Origin of the sequence: Kitasatospora cinereorecta, from assembly GCF_024172095.1 — a bacterium.
In the GTDB taxonomy this organism is placed as follows: Bacteria; Actinomycetota; Actinomycetes; order Streptomycetales; family Streptomycetaceae; genus Kitasatospora; species Kitasatospora cinereorecta.
Genome location: NZ_JAMZDX010000003.1, coordinates 449342 through 465788, shown reverse-complemented (window position 1 = coordinate 465788; position 16447 = coordinate 449342). Strand labels below are relative to the sequence as shown.

Sequence of the window (16447 nt, the reverse complement as noted above, 5' to 3'; positions counted from 1 at the left end):
GCTACCCCTAGGGGACCAGGGGGACGCCCTCGGGGTCAGGCCCGGGCGGCGGCCTGCGCGGGCACCCGGAGCGGCCGGGGAAGCGCCGCCGCGAAGGCGTCCACCACCGGTGTGAGCAGCACGTCCGTCTCGCGCTCGATCGCGGTGGAGCCGTCCTCCCGCACCGTGATGTCACGGTCGAGAACGAACCAGCCCTGGGTGACGTGCCCGGCCCCCATGGAGCTCAGCACCGGCCGCAGCGCGTAGTCCACCGCGAGCACGTGCGCGGTGGAGCCGCCGGTGGCCAGCGGCAGCACTGCCTTGCCGCGCAGCCCGTACTGCGGCAGCACGTCCAGCAGGGCCTTGAGCAGGCCGGAGTAGGCGGCCTTGTAGACCGGGGTGCCGATCACCACGCCGTCCGCCTGCTCGAAGAGCTCCAGGGCGCGGGCCAGCTCGGGGTGGGAGGTGTCGGCGCCGAGCAGCGCCTCGGCGGGCAGCTCGCGTGCCTCCAGCGGGATCACCTCGTGCCCGTGGGCGGCGAGCCGGGCGTCGACGTGGCGCAGCAGCCGGGTGGTGCGGGAGGTCCGGGACGGCGAGCCGGAGACGGACAGGACGGTGGCCATGGAGTTCACCTCGGGGTGGTCGGTGCCTTCGGGGCACCGGGGCGGGAGGGGTGTCGGGCGGCGGGCGGGCTCAGCCACGACACAGCGAACCGGACACTCTTCCCAGGTCGACGTGGCGTCGACGGGTGAGGATCTCGCGCTGCTCCATGCCGGAAATGCAAGCACGGGCGGTTTCGGCGGGTCAAGGTTGGTTCCGTCAGGTGAACATTGCGCGGAACCGTCCGCCCCCTGCATCAAAACGGCTACAACAGGCCCTGCACGGGTCCCCGGACCACTGGGGACCACCGGTTTCGGGCATCCTTCCCCCCATGAACAACTGGCAGGAGGACCGCCCGGGCGGCGGCTCGAACGGTCGGGGCGGCGCGGGTCGGGGCGACGCCGGTCAGGGCTACGGCGGCGGATCCGCGGAGCCGCCGCTGCCCCCGGGGCTGAACCCGCGCGGGCCGGGTGTGCCGCTCTCCCGGCCGGCGCAGGGAGCTGGCCGACCCCCGCAGGCGGGCGGGGCCGGCGGCGGTCTCGACCGGACGTTGGTCGACCCGATGGCCGGGCAGGCCCAGGGCGGGCAGGCGCAGGGCGGGCAGGCACAGGGCGGGCAGCAGGGCCGGCCGGCCGGGTACGGGCAGCCGGTGGTCCCCGGGCAGGCACCGTACGGCCGTCCCGGCCAGGGGCAGCCGCCGCAGGGGCCCGCCGCGCCCGGCGGTCCGAACGGACCGGCCGCGCCCGGTGCGGCCGCCCGCTCGCGCTGGCCGCGCCGCCGGATCGTCAAGGTCTCGCTGCTGGCGCTGGTCGGCGCGCTGATCGCGACCGGTGTCGGCACCTACTTCTGGGCGGACTCCAAGCTCAACCACGAGAACGTGCTGGCCGACTACCCCGGCCGGCCGGCCGCCGGCAAGGGCACCAACTGGCTGATCGTCGGCTCGGACAGCCGCCAGGGGCTCACCGACGCCCAGGAGGACTCGCTGCACACCGGCTCCGCCGAGGGCAAGCGCAGCGACTCGATGATGATCCTGCACGTGGGCGACCACGGGAACACGCTGATGTCGATCCCGCGCGACTCCTGGGTGCAGATCCCGCAGCACACGGACACCAGCGGCAGCGGCAAGACCGTCCCGGCCGCCACCCGGAAGATCAACGCCGCCTTCAACACCGGCGGCGGCCGCCTGCTCGTGCAGACCGTCGAGACCAACACCGGCCTCCACATCGACCACTACGCGGAGATCGGCTTCGCCGGGTTCGTCGGCATCGTCGACTCGGTCGGCGGTGTGGACATGTGCATCGACAAGGACGTCTCCGACAAGGACTCCGGCCTCAACCTGAAGGCCGGCTGCCAGACCCTGACCGGCGCGCAGTCGCTGGCCTTCGTCCGGCAGCGGCACCAGATGGCCGACCAGGACCTGGGCCGGATGCGCAACCAGCAGAAGTTCCTCAGCGCACTGGCGAAGCAGGCCGCCTCCCCGGCCGCCCTGCTCGACCCGTTCACCTTCTACCCGATGGTCTCCTCCGGCCTCGGCACCCTGATCGTGGACGACGACGCCGGCCTGACCGACCTCGGCTCGCTGTTCCTGTCGATGAAGGGCGTCACCAGCGGCGACGGGAAGTCCATCACGGTGCCGATCGGCAACCCGGACTTCCACACCCCGACCGGCGAGTCCGCGGTGAAGTGGGACCCGACCAAGTCGAAGGCGGTCTTCGACGCGCTGAAGAACGACACGGCGGTGCCCGACACCAAGTGAGGCCCGCGCGACGAAGACCGCCCCTCCGGACACACATCCGGAGGGGCGGTCTTCGTCGCGCAGTGCGGCCCGGTCGGGGCTGCGGGAGACTACGGGAGGTTGCGGGCCATGACGATGCGCTGGACCTGGTTGGTGCCCTCGTAGATCTGGGTGATCTTGGCGTCGCGCATCATCCGCTCGACCGGGTAGTCGCGGGTGTAGCCGTAGCCGCCGAGCAGCTGGACGGCGTCGGTGGTGATCTCCATCGCCACGTCCGAGGCGAAGCACTTGGCCGCGGCGCCGAAGAAGGTCAGGTCGCCGTCGGTGCGCTGGGCCCTCGACACTCGTTCGGAGCGCGCGGCGGCGGCGTAGGTGAGCTGGCGGGCGGCCTCCAGCTTCATGGCCATGTCGGCGAGCATGAACTGGACGCCCTGGAACTCGGCGATGGCCTTGCCGAACTGCTTGCGCTCCTTGACGTAGCCCTTGGCGTAGTCGAGGGCGCCCTGGGCGATGCCGATGGCCTGGGCGGCGATGGTGACGCGGGTGTGGTCGAGGGTCTTCATCGCGGTGGCGAAGCCGGTGCCCTCGGCGCCGATCATGCGGTCGGCGGGGATCCGGACGTTGTCGAAGTAGACCTCGCGGGTCGGCGAGCCCTTGATGCCGAGCTTCTTCTCCGGGGCGCCGAAGGACACGCCCTCGTCGGCCTTCTCGACCACGAACGCGGAGATGCCGCGCGAGCGCAGCTCGGGGTCGGTGACGGCCATGACGGTGTAGTACTCGGAGACGCCGGCGTTGGTGATCCACCGCTTGACGCCGTTGAGGACCCAGAAGTCGCCGTCGCGCACCGCGCGGGTCTTCATCCCGGCGGCGTCGGAGCCGGCCTCGGGCTCGGACAGGCAGTAGGAGAACATGCCCTCGCCGCGGGCGAGCGCGCCCAGGTACTTGGCCTTCAGCTCCTCCGAGCCGGACAGCTGGACCGGCAGCGAGCCGAGCTTGTTGACCGCGGGGATCAGCGAGGACGAGGCGCACACCCGGGCGACCTCCTCGATCACCAGCACGGTGGCCAGCGCGTCCGCGCCCGCGCCGCCGTACTCCTCCGGCACGTGCACCGCGTGCAGGTCGTTGCCCTGCAGCGCGTCCAGCGCCTCCTGCGGGAAGCGGCCCTGCTCGTCCACCTCCGCGGCGAACGGCGCGATCTTCGCCTCCGCCAGCGAACGCACCGACTCCCGGAGCATCTCGTGCTCCTCGGAGAGACGGAAAAGGTCGAAGTCCGCTCCGGAGTTGCCCGCCATCTGTCTCGCCCCTCAGGTTAATTACCGTTAAGTAGATCCAATATAGGGACCGGCCGGGCGTTTCGGGACCCGACCCGGGTCAGCGGACCGACTCGCCGAGGGTGTCGCTGCTGGTCGCGTGCTGGGCGAGGTAGTCGTCCATCCGGTCATTTCGCATCGCCGCCCAGAGCGGGTCGGCCGCGCCGCTGTCCAGGTAGACCACGGCCTGGCCGCCCTCGTCGCCGTAGCCGCCGAACGGCGCGTTCATGAAGCGGACGCCGTCCGCCCGCAGGTCGCGCATGCTCCAGCCCAGGTCGTACAGGTCGGTGTTGCTCAGCCGGTCGTCGACGCTGACCACGTCGCCGACGCTCTGCAGCAGGCCGGCGAGGCGGCTCGGGTTGGAGAGGGTGCCGGAGTTCATGGTCTGGTTCATCAGCGCGCGCAGGAAGTTCTGCTGGCGCTTGGTGCGGTCCAGGTCGCCGTTGGGCAGGCCGTGCCGCTCGCGGACGTACAGCAGGGCCTCGGCGCCGTCCATGTGGTGGGTGCCCTGGTCCCACTGGCGGGCGTCGCCGCGCGCCTCGATGGTCTTGGGAATGGTGATGTCGACTCCGCCGACGGCGTCGGTGAGCGCCTTGAAACCGTTCCAGTCGATCACCGCGACGTGGTCGATCCGGATGCCGGTGAGGTTCTGCACGGTCTGCACCATCAGCGGCGGACCGCCCCAGGAGTAGGCGGCGTTGATCTTCGACTTGCCGTGGCCGGGGATGTCCACCCAGGTGTCACGGGCGATCGAGACCACCGCGACGCTCTTCCGGTCGGCCGATATGTGCATCAGCATCATGGTGTCGCTGCGCTGGGCACCCTCCTTCCACGCCGGGGCCTTGGCGGTGGCGCCGGTGGTGGGGACGTCCGAGCGGGCATCCAGGCCCACCAGCAGGAAGGTCTGACCGGCGTGCGGGACCGGCTTCGGCTGCTCGGACTCCGGCACGGTGGGGAACGCGTTCGGGATGCGTTCGACCGAGGACGCGTAGTGCTCGGCCGTCCAGTAGAGGCCGCCGACACCGCCCCCGAGCAGGACCAGCAGCACCGCCAGGGTCCACACCAGCAGGCGGCGGCTACGGCGCCTGCGGCGCGTCTCGGCCTGCTCGGAGCCGTCCGACCCCTCGGGGCCGTCGGAGCCGTCGGAGCCGTCCTCGTCGGGGTCGTCCGGATCGTCCGGGTCGTCGAAGAGGCTCAGTCCGGTCGGTTCGTCCTCGTGCTCCTTCGCATCCATGTGCGGCATTGTTCCGCCGAAGGCCGCCGCCCACCGGCGGCTTGGCAAACTCCGGACGCGGCCGAAACGCTCCGTACCCCGATTCGTTATCCGCCGGACCACCGATGGGCGCCCCCGGTGCATCCCGCGCGCCTTCGCAGCGCCCTGGCGGGCGGATACCATCGGTGGCTGCGGTCGCCGGCACCCACAGGCGGCCCGACCACCCGAGCGACAAGGGGAAGCACGTGGCCCTCCGCATCACCGTGATCGGTACCGGCTACCTCGGCGCGACGCACGCCGCGTGCATGGCCGAGCTGGGCTTCGAGGTGCTCGGCCTGGACATCGACCCGGAGAAGATCGCCATGCTCTCCGCGGGCCGGGTCCCGATGTACGAGCCCGGACTGGCCGAACTGCTGGTGAAGCACGTCCCGGGGCACGAGGGCTCGACCGGCCGGCTGCGCTTCACCACCTCCTACGAGGAGGTCGCGGAGTTCGGCGACGTCCACTTCATCTGTGTGAACACCCCGCAGCGCAAGGGCGAGTTCGCCGCCGACATGAGTTACGTCGAGGCGGCCCTGGACTCGCTCGCCCCGCACCTGGCCCGGCCCACCCTGGTGGTCGGCAAGTCCACCGTGCCGGTCGGCAGCGCGGGTCGGCTGGCCGAGCGGCTCGCCGTGCTGGCCCCGGCCGGCGAGGGCGCCGAGCTGGCCTGGAACCCCGAGTTCCTGCGCGAGGGCTACGCCGTCGGCGACACCCTGCACCCCGACCGGCTGGTGGTCGGCGTCCGCAGCGAGCGGGCCGAGCAGCTGCTGCGCGAGGTGTACGCGACCCCGGTCGCCGAGGGCGTCCCGTTCGTCGTCACCGACTTCGCCACCGCCGAGCTGGTGAAGGCCGCCGCCAATTCCTTCCTGGCCACCAAGATCTCATTCATCAACGCGATGGCCGAGGTCTGCGAGAGCGCCGGCGCGGACGTGGTCCAGCTCAGCAAGGCGCTCTCCTACGACGAGCGGATCGGCGGCAAGTTCCTGAACGCCGGCCTCGGCTTCGGCGGCGGCTGCCTGCCCAAGGACATCCGTGCCTTCATGGCCCGGGCCGGCGAGCTCGGCGCCGACCAGGCGCTCACCTTCCTGCGCGAGGTGGACTCGATCAACATGCGGCGCCGCTCCCGGATGGTCGAGCTGGCCCGCGAGCAGTGCGGCGGCGGCTTCCTCGGCCGCCGGGTGGCCGTGCTCGGCGCCGCCTTCAAGCCCAACTCGGACGACATCCGCGACTCGCCGGCGCTCAACGTCGCCGGGCAGATCCAGCTCCAGGGCGCCCAGGTCACCGTCTACGACCCCAAGGCCGTGGACAACGCCCGCAAGATGTTCCCCAGCCTCGCGTACGCGGACAGCGCGCTGGAGGCCTGCGAGGGCGCCCATGTCGTGCTGCACCTGACCGAGTGGCAGGAGTTCCGCGACCTCGACCCGGCCGAGGTCGGCGCCGTGGTCGCCGAGCGCCGGCTGCTCGACGGGCGCAACGTGCTCGACGGCCCCCGCTGGCGCGCCGCCGGCTGGAGCTACCGGGCGATGGGCCGCCCCGGGGAGTGACCGGCCCGGAATGAGCCGGGCCGCCGGGTCGTTGAACCGTCCATGAGCTACGGCAACGACGCGACGGTCCGGCGGATCCTCAAGGAGACGGGCGACACCTGGGCGGTGGTCGGGCTGTCCAACAACACCCGGCGCGCCGCGCACGGCGTCGCCCGGGTGCTGCAGCGGGCCGGCAAGCGGGTGGTCCCGGTGCACCCGAAGGCGGAGACCGTCCTCGGCGAGCCCGGGTACGCCACCCTGGCCGACATCCCCTTCCCCGTCGACGTGGTCGACGTCTTCGTCAACTCCGACCTGGCCGGCGACATCGCCGACCAGGCCGTGGCGGTGGGCGCCAAGGCGGTCTGGTTCCAGCTCGACGTGATCGACGAGGCCGCCTACCAGCGCACCACCGACGCCGGACTCGACATGGTCATGGACAAGTGCCCGGCGATCGAGCTGCCGCTGCTCTAGGGTCCGCTAGGGCTGCACGCCGATCGGGAAGGCGATGTCGCAGACCTCGTCGGCCGGGCCGGCCGGGCCCCAGTCGGCGAAGTAGACCTCGCGGGGATCGGCCCCGACGTCGAGGCCCTGCTTGCCGATCCAGTGGTGGACGGCGTCGTAGGCGGCCAGGATCTGCGGGTACTGGACCTGCGCCTTGGTGATCCGGGTGTACGCCTCGCGGTGCGCCGGCTCGATCCGGTGCGCCGCCGTCACCTCGGCCGCCCGCGCCGGGTCGATCGGCACGCACACCTCCACCGGACCGTCGCTGTCCTCGGTCACCTCGCCGTGGTAGACCACGAACGGGTGGTCGAACACTCCCCCGTGCTGCGCCGCGAGCGCCACCAGCCGGTCGGTCGCCGCCGGGATCCACGTCGGCAGGTCCTCCGGCCTGGCGTTGCGCTGCTCGATCAGCACCAGCTGCTCCCGCACCTCGCGCTGCTGGATCTCGTACATGTCCATCATCCCCTCATCACCTGACAGTTGGATGCGGAGGTAGGCGGCGAGCTCGCGCTGTGCGGCGAGCCGCCGTTCGACGGACTCCCAGTACCCGGCGACCGCCTCCGCCGCCTGCTCGCCCGGCAGGGCCAGCACCTCGGCGACGGTGGCCAGCGGCATGTCCAGCCCGCGCAACCGCACGATCAGGCGTGCCTCGGCCAACCGGCTCGCCCGGTAGTACCGGTAGCCGGTGACCGGATCGACCCGGTCGGGCGGCAGCAGGCCCTGGCGGTCGTACAGGCGCAGGGCCTTCTGCGAGAGCCTGGCCCGGCGGGCGAACGCGCCGATGGCCAGGAGTTCGTCGTCCTCCACGACGTTCACGCTCCCGTCTCCCCCAGGGTCAAGGTCAAGACGTACACGGGCCGGAGTCAGCCCTTCATGATCGAGGGCCGCCGCGTCGCCTGCAGGCGCGCCGCGACCGTCTCCGCGTCGCGCAGGACGCGGACGGCGTTGTGCCAGGTGAGCTTCCCCAGGTCGGTCTCGGACCAGCCGCGGTGGAGGAGTTCGGCGATCAGGTTGGGGTAGCCGGCGACGTCGTCGAGGCCGGCCGGGGTGAAGGCGGTGCCGTCGTAGTCGCCGCCGATGCCGATGTGGTCGATGCCGGCGACGTCGCGCATGTGGTCGAGGTGGTCGGCGACGGTGGCGGCGGTGGCCAGCGGGCGGGGGTGGGCGGCTTCGTACGCGCGCTGGACGTCCATCGCGGCGGGCGTGGTCTCCAGCGGGTGGAAGCCGTTGGCCCGCATGTTGGCGTCGGCGGCGAGGGTCCACTCGATGGCGGCGGGCAGGATGAACTTGGGGACGAAGGTCGCCATCGCCACGCCGCCGTTGGCGGGGAGTTGGGCGAGTACGTCGTCGGGGATGTTCCGCGGGTGGTCGCAGACGGCGCGGGCGGAGGAGTGGGAGAAGACCACCGGGGCCTCGCTGACCCGCAGGGCGGCCCGCATGGTGTCGGCGGAGACGTGCGAGAGGTCGACCAGCATGCCGAGCCGGTTCATCTCCCGGACGACCTCCTCGCCGAAGGCGGTGAGCCCGCCGGCGACGGGTTCGTCGGTGGCGGAGTCGGCCCAGGGGAGGTTGGAGTTGTGGGTGAGCGTCAGGTAGCGGACGCCGAGCCGGTGGAGTGCGCGCAGGGTGGCGAGCGAGCAGTCGATGGAGTGGCCGCCCTCGGCGCCCATCAGGGAGGCGATCCGGCCCTCGGCGCGGGCCTGCTCCAGGTCGTCGGCGGTGAGGGCGAGGCGCAGCCGGTCGGGGTAGCGCTCGGTGAGCATCCGGACGAAGTCGATCTGCTCCAGCGTGGCGCTGACCGCGTGGTCGCCGGCCAACTCGGCCGGGACGTACACCGACCAGAACTGCGCACCGACCCCGCCGGCGGTGAGGCGGGCGAAGTCGGTGTGCAGTCGGCTGCTCTGGTCGGCCGTCAGGTCGACGGCGTCGAGGTCGTAGCCGGCCTGGGCGCGCATCGCCCAGGGGAGGTCGTTGTGGCCGTCCACCACGGGGGTGTTGCGGAGGACGGCCCTGGCGCGGTCGAGCAGTTCGGGGGTCATGCCCCCGTTCTACTACGCGCCGGACGACGCGCTGAAGCTACTTGCCGAAGCCGAAGGAGCTGCCCGCGACCTTGGCGCGCAGCTTGCGGCCCTTCTCGGTGGCCTGGTTGTTCAGCTCGGCCTGGAACTCGACCATCTTCTCGGCGAGTTCGCGGTCGAAGGCGGCGAGCATCCGGACCGCGAGCAGGCCGGCGTTGCGGGCGCCGGCGATCGAGACGGTGGCCACCGGCACGCCGGCGGGCATCTGCACGATCGACATCAGGCTGTCCATGCCGTCGAGGTAGCGCAGCGGGACGGGGACGCCGATGACCGGCAGCGGGGTCACCGAGGCGAGCATGCCCGGCAGGTGGGCGGCGCCGCCGGCGCCGGCGATGATCGCCTTGAGGCCGCGGGCGTGGGCCTGCTCGCCGTAGGCGACCATCTCGCGGGGCATCCGGTGGGCGGAGACCACGTCCACCTCGTAGGGGACCTCGAACTCGTCGAGGGCCTGGGCGGCCGCCTCCATCACGGGCCAGTCGGAGTCCGAGCCCATGACGATGCCGATAAGGGGAGTGGTCATTCGGTGATGGTTCCTCGCAGGTAGGCGGCCGCGTGACGGGCGCGCTCGCGGACGTCGTCGAGGTCGTCCCCGAAGACGTTGACGTGGCCGACCTTGCGGCCGGGCTTCACGTCCTTCCCGTACATGTGGATCTTCAGGCCCGGGTCGCGGGCCATGCAGTGCAGGAAGGCGTGGTACATGTCGGGGTAGTCGCCGCCGAGCACGTTGACCATCACGGTCCACTTGGCGCGCGGGCGGGGGTCGCCGAGCGGGAGGTCGAGGACGGCCCGCAGGTGGTTCTCGAACTGCGAGGTGACCGCGCCGTCCTGGGTCCAGTGACCGGAGTTGTGCGGCCGCATGGCCAGCTCGTTGACCAGGATCCGGCCGTCGCGGGTCTGGAACAGCTCGACCGCGAGGTGGCCGGTGATGTCGAGGTCGCCGGCGATCCGCAGGGCGAGCTGCTGGGCCTCGTCGGACAGCGCCGGGTCCAGGTCGGGGGCGGGCGCGGTGACCTCGGCGCAGACGCCGTTCTCCTGGACGCTCTCCACCACGGGGTAGGCGACGGCCTGGCCGCTGGGCGAGCGGACCACGTTGGCGGCCAGCTCGCGGACGAAGTCGACCTTCTCCTCGGCGAGCACGGGGACGCCGGCCAGGAAGGGGGCGTGGGCCTCGGCCTCGCTGTCGATCACCCAGACGCCCTTGCCGTCGTAGCCGCCGCGGACGGTCTTCAGGACCACCGGGTAGCCGGTGCCCTCCTCGGCGAAGGCGGTGACGTCGGCCGGGTCGGCGACGATCCGGTGCCGGGGGCAGGGGACGCCGATGGAGTCCAGCCTGGCCCGCATCACGCCCTTGTCCTGGGCGTTGACCAGCGCGTCGGGGCCGGGCCGGACGGCGATGCCCTCGGCCTGGAGCGCGCGCAGGTGCTCGGTCGGTACGTGCTCGTGGTCGAAGGTGACCACGTCGCAGCCGGACGCGAAGCGGCGGAGGGTGTCGAGGTCGCGGTAGTCGCCGAGGACGGTGTCGCCGACGACCTGCGAGGCGGAGTCCTGGGGGGTGTCCGCGAGGAGCTTGAACCGGATGCCGAGCGGGATCCCCGCCTGGTGTGCCATGCGGGCGAGCTGCCCGCCGCCGATCATGCCGACCACTGGAAAGGTTGTGTTGCCCGGGTGAGTCACGCAGCCCAGGATATCCGGGCGGGTAGGAGGTGCCGTATCCACGCGGGTAGCCTGGTTGGCCGAGCCGGAATTTCCGCTCTCCCGTTCCTGCGCCGATACGGAGACCGCCGCGATGACGACCAGCACGGAGCCGCGCCCCTCGTTGAACCAGCGGATGCGAGGCGTCTCCCTGGAGGCGGTCGGCTTCGCCCTGATCGGCCTCTCCGGCGTGGTCGTCAACTTCGCGGTGTTCTGGATCTGCGTCAACGGGCTGGGCCTGGCGTCGCTGCGCTCCAACATCGCGGCGACCGTGGTGGCGATCGCCACCAACTACCTCGGCTACCGCTACTGGCTGTACAAGGACCGCGACGCAGCCTCCCGCAAGCGCGAGATCACGCTGTTCCTGCTGTTCAGCGGCATCGGCATGCTGATCGAGACCGGTGTGCTGGGCTTCTCGGTGTACGTGCTCGGCCTGGACTCGCACTACGAGCAGCTGGGCGCCAAGGTGGCCGGCCTGGCGGTGGCCACGGTCTTCCGGTTCGTCTCCTACCGCACCTGGGTGTTCAAGGCGCTGCCCGACCTGGAGGAGCCGGAGATCGTGGCCGAGGCCGAGCTGCTGCTGGCCGCCGAGGACCGGCCCGCGTACACCAACTGAGCCCGGCGGGCCTGCCGCAGCCAGTCGCTCAGTCGTCCTCGCGGCTGTGCGCCACGAACAGGGCGAAGACCGGCGGGTGCAGCGAGAGCAGTTCCAGGCGCCCGCCGTCGGCCTCGGCGAGGTCGCGGGCGACGGCGAGGCCGATGCCGGTGGAGTTGCGGCCGCTGACCGCGCGTTCGAAGACCCGGTTGCCGAGCGCGGGCGGGACGCCGGCGCCCTCGTCCTGGACCTCGGTGACCACCGAGGTGCCCGAGCGGCGGACCCGGACGGTGATGGTGCCGTCGCCGTGCATGAGCGAGTTCTCGATCAGGGTGGCCAGCACCTGGGCGACCGTCCCGGGGGTGCCGATCACCTCGGCGCCCTGCAGCCCCTCGATCACCAGCCGGCGGCCGCCCTCGCGCAGGGTCGGCCCCCACTCCTCCACCTGCTGCTTGATCACGTCGTCGAGCTGGAAGGTGACTGCGGTCGGGCTGTTGGGGTCGCGCTGGTTGGTGAGCAGCCGCTGGACCACGTCGGTGAGCCGCTCGACCTGCTGGAGACCGATGGTGGCCTCCTCGCGGACGGTGTCCGGCTCCTCGGCGAGCGCGGTGATCTCCTCCAGGCGCATGGAGAGCGCGGTGAGCGGGGTGCGCAGCTGGTGGGAGGCGTCGGCGGCGAGCCGGCGCTCGGCGGTGAGCATCCGGGCGATCCGTTCGGCGCTGGTGTCCAGCACCTCGGCGATCCGGTCGAGTTCGGGGACGTCGTAGCGGCGGCCCTGCGGGCGGGGGTCGCCGGAGCCGAGCCGTTCGGCGGTCTCGGCGAGGTCGGTGAGCGGCCGGGCGAGGCGCTTGGCCTGCCAGACCGCGAGGGCCACCGCGGCCTGGACGGCGAGCAGCGCAACCACGCCGAGCAGCAGCAGCATGTTGCCGATCTCGTGGTCGACGTCGGTGCGGGACTGCGAGACGGTGACCGTCTCCCCGCTGGCGCCCTCCTCGGTGGCGGTCAGCGCCGGTCCGTCGACCGGCCGGCCGGCCGCGATCAGCGGCTGGCCGGGGATGTCGACGGTGACAAAGGAGCCGTCGGTGACCTGGGCGGCGAACTTCTCCCCGGTGACCGGCTCCCCCGCGGCGAGCCGGCTCTCGACCAGGCCGAGCACCCGGACGGCGGCGGCGTCGACCCGGTCGTTGGCCGCGTTGACGATGGACTGCTTCTCGATCAGGGCCAGCGGTACGCAGAACACCGCGACCACCACCAGGACGACGCCCAGCAGTGAGTTGATCATCCTGCGCTTCACGCCGGTGGTGCCTAGTTCTTCTCGAAGCGGAAGCCCACGCCGCGCACGGTGGCGATGTAGCGGGGGTTGGCCGCGTCGTCGCCGAGCTTCTTGCGCAGCCAGGAGATGTGCATGTCGAGGGTCTTGGTGGAGGTCCACCAGGTGGTGTCCCAGACCTGGCGCATGATCTCCTCGCGGGTGACCACCCGCCCGGCGTCCCGGACCAGGACCCGGAGCAGCTCGAACTCCTTGGCGGAGAGGGTGAGCTCCTCGTCGCCGAGCCAGGCGCGGTGCGACTCGATGTCGATCTTCACGCCGTGCGCACCGGTGGTGAGCTGGTCGACGTTGCCGCGGCGGAGCAGGGCCCGGACGCGGGCGAGCAGTTCGGCAAGGCGGAAGGGCTTGGTGACGTAGTCGTCGGCGCCGGCGTCCAGGCCGACCACGGTGTCGACCTCGTCGGCCCGGGCGGTGAGGACCAGCACCGGGAAGCTCTTGCCGTCCGCCCGCAGGCGGCGGCAGACCTCCAGGCCGTCCATCTCGGGCAGGCCGAGGTCGAGGACGATCAGGTCGACGTCCTCGCTGAGGCCGGCCCCCAGGGCGGCCGGGCCGTCCTCGCGGACGAGCACCTCATAGCCCTCGCGGCGCAGGGCGCGGGCCAGCGGTTCGGAGATTGCCGGGTCGTCCTCGGCCAGCAGCACACAGGTCATAAGGGGGATGGTAGACCGCCGCGCCGTCCCTGATCAGAGGGCGATGGCGGCCTTGACCTCCGCATGACCTGCGGGGGTGGCGAGGGGCCCCGGGCGGCCGAGTGATGCTGTGAAGTAGTTCACAGAGCGTGATCGTTATCCACGGGCTGCCAGGTCCGCGCCGAAGCCGGTTTGCGAGGCCCTCGGGTGAAAATGTTAGCGTTGGGCCTTTGGTTCGAAGGAAGATTCGCTCTCCGGCCAACGAATGTCACACTCGCCCATTGGGGTGCTTTACCTAAATTGTGCCTTTTGTCGGCACATGTCAGGCAAACACGACACGTACAGTGGCTGAGTCCCCGTCCGCCTCCACCCCCCTTGGCGGACGAAGTCAGGCAAGGAACCACTACACATGGCGTCTACGACCCTGGAGCCCGGCCTCAAGCCGGCCCCCGCCAGCGGCAAGACCTTCCTCGGGCACCCCCGGGGCCTCGCCACTCTCTTCATGAGCGAGATGTGGGAGCGCTTCAGCTACTACGGCATGCGTGCCCTGCTGGTGCTCTACATGACCGCGGCCGTCGCGGACGGCGGGCTCGGCATGAAGGCGGCCGTCGCCGCAGCCGTGTACAGCGTGTACACCGCCATGGTCTACCTGCTCGCCCTGCCGGGCGGCTGGATCGCGGACCGCTTCCTCGGCGCGCGCAAGACCGTCGCCGTCGGCGGCGTGATCATCATGGCCGGCCACTTCATGCTGGCCGTGCCGATGAGCGTGTCGTTCTTCGTCGGCCTGGCGTTCATCGCCGTCGGCTCCGGCCTGCTCAAGGCCAACATCTCCACCATGGTCGGCCACCTCTACGACGGCCCGAACGACCCGCGCCGCGACGGTGGCTTCACCATCTTCTACATGGGCATCAACCTCGGTGCCTTCGCCGCTCCGCTGGTCATCGGCACCGTCGGCCAGAGCGTGAACTGGCACCTCGGCTTCGCCCTCGCCGGCATCGGCATGGCGCTCGGCCTGACCCAGTTCCTGTTCGGCACCCGCCACCTCAGCCCGCAGAGCGACGTGGTCACCTCGCCGATCCCGGCCGCCGAGAAGCGCGCCGTGTTCCGCAAGGCGGGCCTCTGGCTGGCGCTGGCCGTGGTCTTCTACGGCATCGTCGCCCTGACCGGCCACTTCACCATCAACTGGGCGATCTGGCCGCTGTCCATCGCAGGCATCGCGATCCCGATCTTCGTCTTCGCCAAGGTGAAGCGCGACAAGGACCTCGACCAGGCCGAGCAGTCCAAGATGAGCGGCTACATCTGGTTCTTCGTGGCCGCCGCCGTGTTCTGGATGATCTACGACCAGTCCGGTTCGACGCTGAGCCTGTTCGCGGACAACAACACCGCGTCCACCCTGGCCGGGATCCACTTCCCGTCCACCTGGTTCCAGTCGCTGAACCCGCTCTACATCATGGCGCTGGCCCCGGTCTTCGCCTGGCTGTGGGTGGCGCTCGCCCGCCGCGGCAAGAACCCCAGCACCACCATGAAGTTCGCCTTCGGCCTGCTGATGATCGGCGGCTCCTTCCTGGTCATGATGCTGGCGATGGCCGCCGCCGCCGGTGGCACCAAGGTCACCCCGCTGTGGCTGGCGCTGGTCTACCTGATCCAGACCGTCGGCGAGCTGACCCTCTCCCCGGTCGGCCTCTCCGTCACCACCAAGCTGGCCCCGGCCAAGTACGCCAGCCAGATGATGGGTGTCTGGTTCCTCGCCGTCACCGCCGGCGACTGCGTCGCGGCCATCTTCCAGCTCGGCCTCGGCGACAGCGTGGTCGGCTCGACCTGGTACTTCGCCGTCCAGGGCGTGATGGCGATCCTCGCCGGCGTCGGCCTCGCGATGTACCGCAAGCGCGTCGTCAAGCTGATGGGCGACGTGCACTGACGCACCACGACGCATGACGGGAACGGCCCGGCACCCCTGGTGGGTGCCGGGCCGTTCCCGTCGCGTTCGGTGCGGACCGCTCAGACGGCGCGGACGCCCGCGCGCCAGACCGCCGCGGTGAGCGGGACGCCCGGACGGTAGGCCAGGTGGACGTGCGACGGCGCGTCCAGCAGCAGCAGGTCGGCGCGGGCGCCGGGGGCGAGCGTGCCGACATCGGTCCGGCGCAGCGCGCGGGCGCCGCCGGCGGTGGCCGCGTGCACCGCCTCGTCCGGGGTCATCCCCATCTCGCGGACGGCCACCGCCAGGCAGAACGCCATCGAGGTGGTGAAGCTGGAGCCCGGGTTGCAGTCGGTGGACAGCGCCACCGTCGCCCCCGCGTCCAGCAGCCGCCGGGCGTCGGGGTACGCGGCCCGGGTGGAGAACTCGGCGCCGGGCAGCAGGGTCGCCACCGTGTCACTGCCCGCGAGTGCCGCCACGTCCTCGTCGGTCAGGTGGGTGCAGTGGTCCGCCGACGCCGCGCCCAGCTCGACCGCCAGTTGCACGCCGGGGCCGTACGACAGCTGGTTGGCGTGCACCCGCGGCAGCAGGCCGCGCTTCGCGCCGGCCGTCAGCACGGCCCGCGCCTGGTCGCCGTCGAAGGCGCCGCGCTCGCAGAACACGTCCACCCAGCGGGCGTGCGGGGCGCACGCGTCCAGCATCGCGCCGGTCACCAGGTCGACGTACCCCGCCGGGTCGTCGGCGAACTCGGGGGCGACCACGTGCGCGCCCAGGTACGTGGTCTCCGGGGTGTGCGCGGCCGCGATCCGCAGCGCGCGGGCCTCGTCCTCGACGGTGAGGCCGTAGCCGGACTTGCACTCCACGGTGGTGGTGCCCTGGCGCAGCGCCTCGGTGACGAACCGGAGCACATTGGCGTCCAGCTCGGCGTCGGTGGCGGCGCGGGTGGCCGCCACCGTCGTACGGATACCGCCGGCGGTGTACGCCTGGCCGGACATCCGGGCGTTGAACTCGGCGGTGCGGTCGCCGGCGAAGACCAGGTGGGCGTGCGAGTCGACGAAGCCGGGCAGCAGCGCCCGGCCCGCGGCGTCGAACCGCTCGTCCGCGGCGGGCGCGGACGCGGCGGGGCCGACCCACGCGATCCGCTCGCCCTCGACGACCACGGCGGCGTCGGCGAGGAGGCCCAGCGGGCCGGTGCCGTGGGAGGGGTCGTTGGTGACCAGGCTGCCGACGTTGGTGATGAGGAGGCTCAACTGGGTGATCCTTCAGGATTGGTCAACCCAGGGGCGCGAGGAACTGCGCGCAGCG

At 71.7% G+C, this 16447-nt stretch carries 16 protein-coding genes; 5 read left to right on the top strand and 11 right to left on the bottom strand.

The window, feature by feature from the left end:
- Positions 1-35 precede the first annotated feature (35 nt).
- Complete coding sequence (ssuE, locus tag FHR36_RS15720; RefSeq protein WP_253797849.1) at positions 36-602, bottom strand: NADPH-dependent FMN reductase; 567 nt, start codon at positions 600-602, stop codon at positions 36-38.
- A gap of 70 nt (positions 603-672) precedes the next feature.
- A complete protein-coding gene (locus tag FHR36_RS40295; RefSeq protein WP_380232169.1) occupies positions 673-750 on the bottom strand; it encodes a putative leader peptide in 78 nt (25 codons plus the stop codon).
- A gap of 160 nt (positions 751-910) precedes the next feature.
- Here FHR36_RS40295 and FHR36_RS15715 point away from each other — a divergent pair, with 160 nt between their 5' ends.
- Complete coding sequence (locus FHR36_RS15715) at positions 911-2335, top strand: LCP family protein (RefSeq protein ID WP_253797848.1); 1425 nt, start codon at positions 911-913, stop codon at positions 2333-2335.
- Positions 2336-2424: 89 nt separating this feature from the next.
- Here the strand turns inward: FHR36_RS15715 and FHR36_RS15710 are convergent, their stop codons facing one another.
- Positions 2425-3606, bottom strand: coding sequence for an acyl-CoA dehydrogenase family protein (locus FHR36_RS15710; protein WP_253797847.1), 1182 nt, complete (start codon positions 3604-3606; stop codon positions 2425-2427).
- Positions 3607-3685: 79 nt separating this feature from the next.
- Complete coding sequence (locus FHR36_RS15705; protein WP_253797846.1) at positions 3686-4858, bottom strand: LCP family protein; 1173 nt, start codon at positions 4856-4858, stop codon at positions 3686-3688.
- Positions 4859-5082: 224 nt separating this feature from the next.
- Here FHR36_RS15705 and FHR36_RS15700 point away from each other — a divergent pair, with 224 nt between their 5' ends.
- On the top strand, positions 5083-6423 hold the full coding sequence (locus tag FHR36_RS15700; protein WP_253797845.1) for a UDP-glucose dehydrogenase family protein: 1341 nt from the start codon (positions 5083-5085) through the stop codon (positions 6421-6423).
- Between the two features lie 42 nt (positions 6424-6465).
- On the top strand, positions 6466-6873 hold the full coding sequence (locus tag FHR36_RS15695) for a CoA-binding protein (protein ID WP_253797844.1): 408 nt from the start codon (positions 6466-6468) through the stop codon (positions 6871-6873).
- A 6-nt stretch (positions 6874-6879) separates the two neighbouring features.
- On the opposite strand, the gene FHR36_RS15690 is transcribed toward FHR36_RS15695, so the two are convergent.
- Genes FHR36_RS15690 through FHR36_RS15675 form a run of 4 tightly spaced genes read right to left on the bottom strand, consistent with a single transcriptional unit; the run spans position 6880 to position 10616 of the window.
- Positions 6880-7719, bottom strand: coding sequence for a MerR family transcriptional regulator (locus FHR36_RS15690; protein ID WP_253797843.1), 840 nt, complete (start codon positions 7717-7719; stop codon positions 6880-6882).
- A 47-nt stretch (positions 7720-7766) separates the two neighbouring features.
- Positions 7767-8942 (bottom strand): dipeptidase, encoded by a 1176-nt coding sequence (locus tag FHR36_RS15685; RefSeq protein ID WP_253797842.1) that lies wholly within the window; start codon positions 8940-8942, stop codon positions 7767-7769.
- A 37-nt stretch (positions 8943-8979) separates the two neighbouring features.
- Positions 8980-9501, bottom strand: a complete 522-nt coding sequence (purE, locus tag FHR36_RS15680) for a 5-(carboxyamino)imidazole ribonucleotide mutase (RefSeq protein ID WP_253797841.1) — start codon at positions 9499-9501, stop codon at positions 8980-8982.
- Positions 9498-10616 carry a 5-(carboxyamino)imidazole ribonucleotide synthase gene (locus FHR36_RS15675; RefSeq protein ID WP_253799298.1) on the bottom strand — a complete coding sequence of 373 codons (1119 nt, stop codon included), beginning with the start codon at positions 10614-10616 and terminating at the stop codon, positions 9498-9500. The genes purE and FHR36_RS15675 overlap by 4 nt, the downstream gene beginning before the upstream one ends.
- Positions 10617-10767: 151 nt before the next feature.
- Between FHR36_RS15675 and FHR36_RS15670 the strand changes: the two genes are divergently transcribed.
- Positions 10768-11289: a GtrA family protein gene (locus tag FHR36_RS15670; RefSeq protein ID WP_253797840.1), complete on the top strand. Its 522-nt coding sequence runs from the start codon at positions 10768-10770 to the stop codon at positions 11287-11289.
- Positions 11290-11317: 28 nt separating this feature from the next.
- On the opposite strand, the gene FHR36_RS15665 is transcribed toward FHR36_RS15670, so the two are convergent.
- Positions 11318-12562, bottom strand: a complete 1245-nt coding sequence (locus tag FHR36_RS15665) for a sensor histidine kinase (RefSeq protein WP_253797839.1) — start codon at positions 12560-12562, stop codon at positions 11318-11320.
- An 11-nt stretch (positions 12563-12573) separates the two neighbouring features.
- On the bottom strand, positions 12574-13248 hold the full coding sequence (locus FHR36_RS15660; protein ID WP_253797838.1) for a response regulator transcription factor: 675 nt from the start codon (positions 13246-13248) through the stop codon (positions 12574-12576).
- A 388-nt stretch (positions 13249-13636) separates the two neighbouring features.
- Between FHR36_RS15660 and FHR36_RS15655 the strand changes: the two genes are divergently transcribed.
- Positions 13637-15145 (top strand): peptide MFS transporter, encoded by a 1509-nt coding sequence (locus FHR36_RS15655; RefSeq protein WP_253797837.1) that lies wholly within the window; start codon positions 13637-13639, stop codon positions 15143-15145.
- An 80-nt stretch (positions 15146-15225) separates the two neighbouring features.
- Here FHR36_RS15655 and hutI read toward each other — a convergent pair whose 3' ends face one another.
- A complete protein-coding gene (hutI, locus tag FHR36_RS15650) occupies positions 15226-16392 on the bottom strand; it encodes an imidazolonepropionase (RefSeq protein WP_253797836.1) in 1167 nt (388 codons plus the stop codon).
- Positions 16393-16447 lie beyond the last annotated feature (55 nt).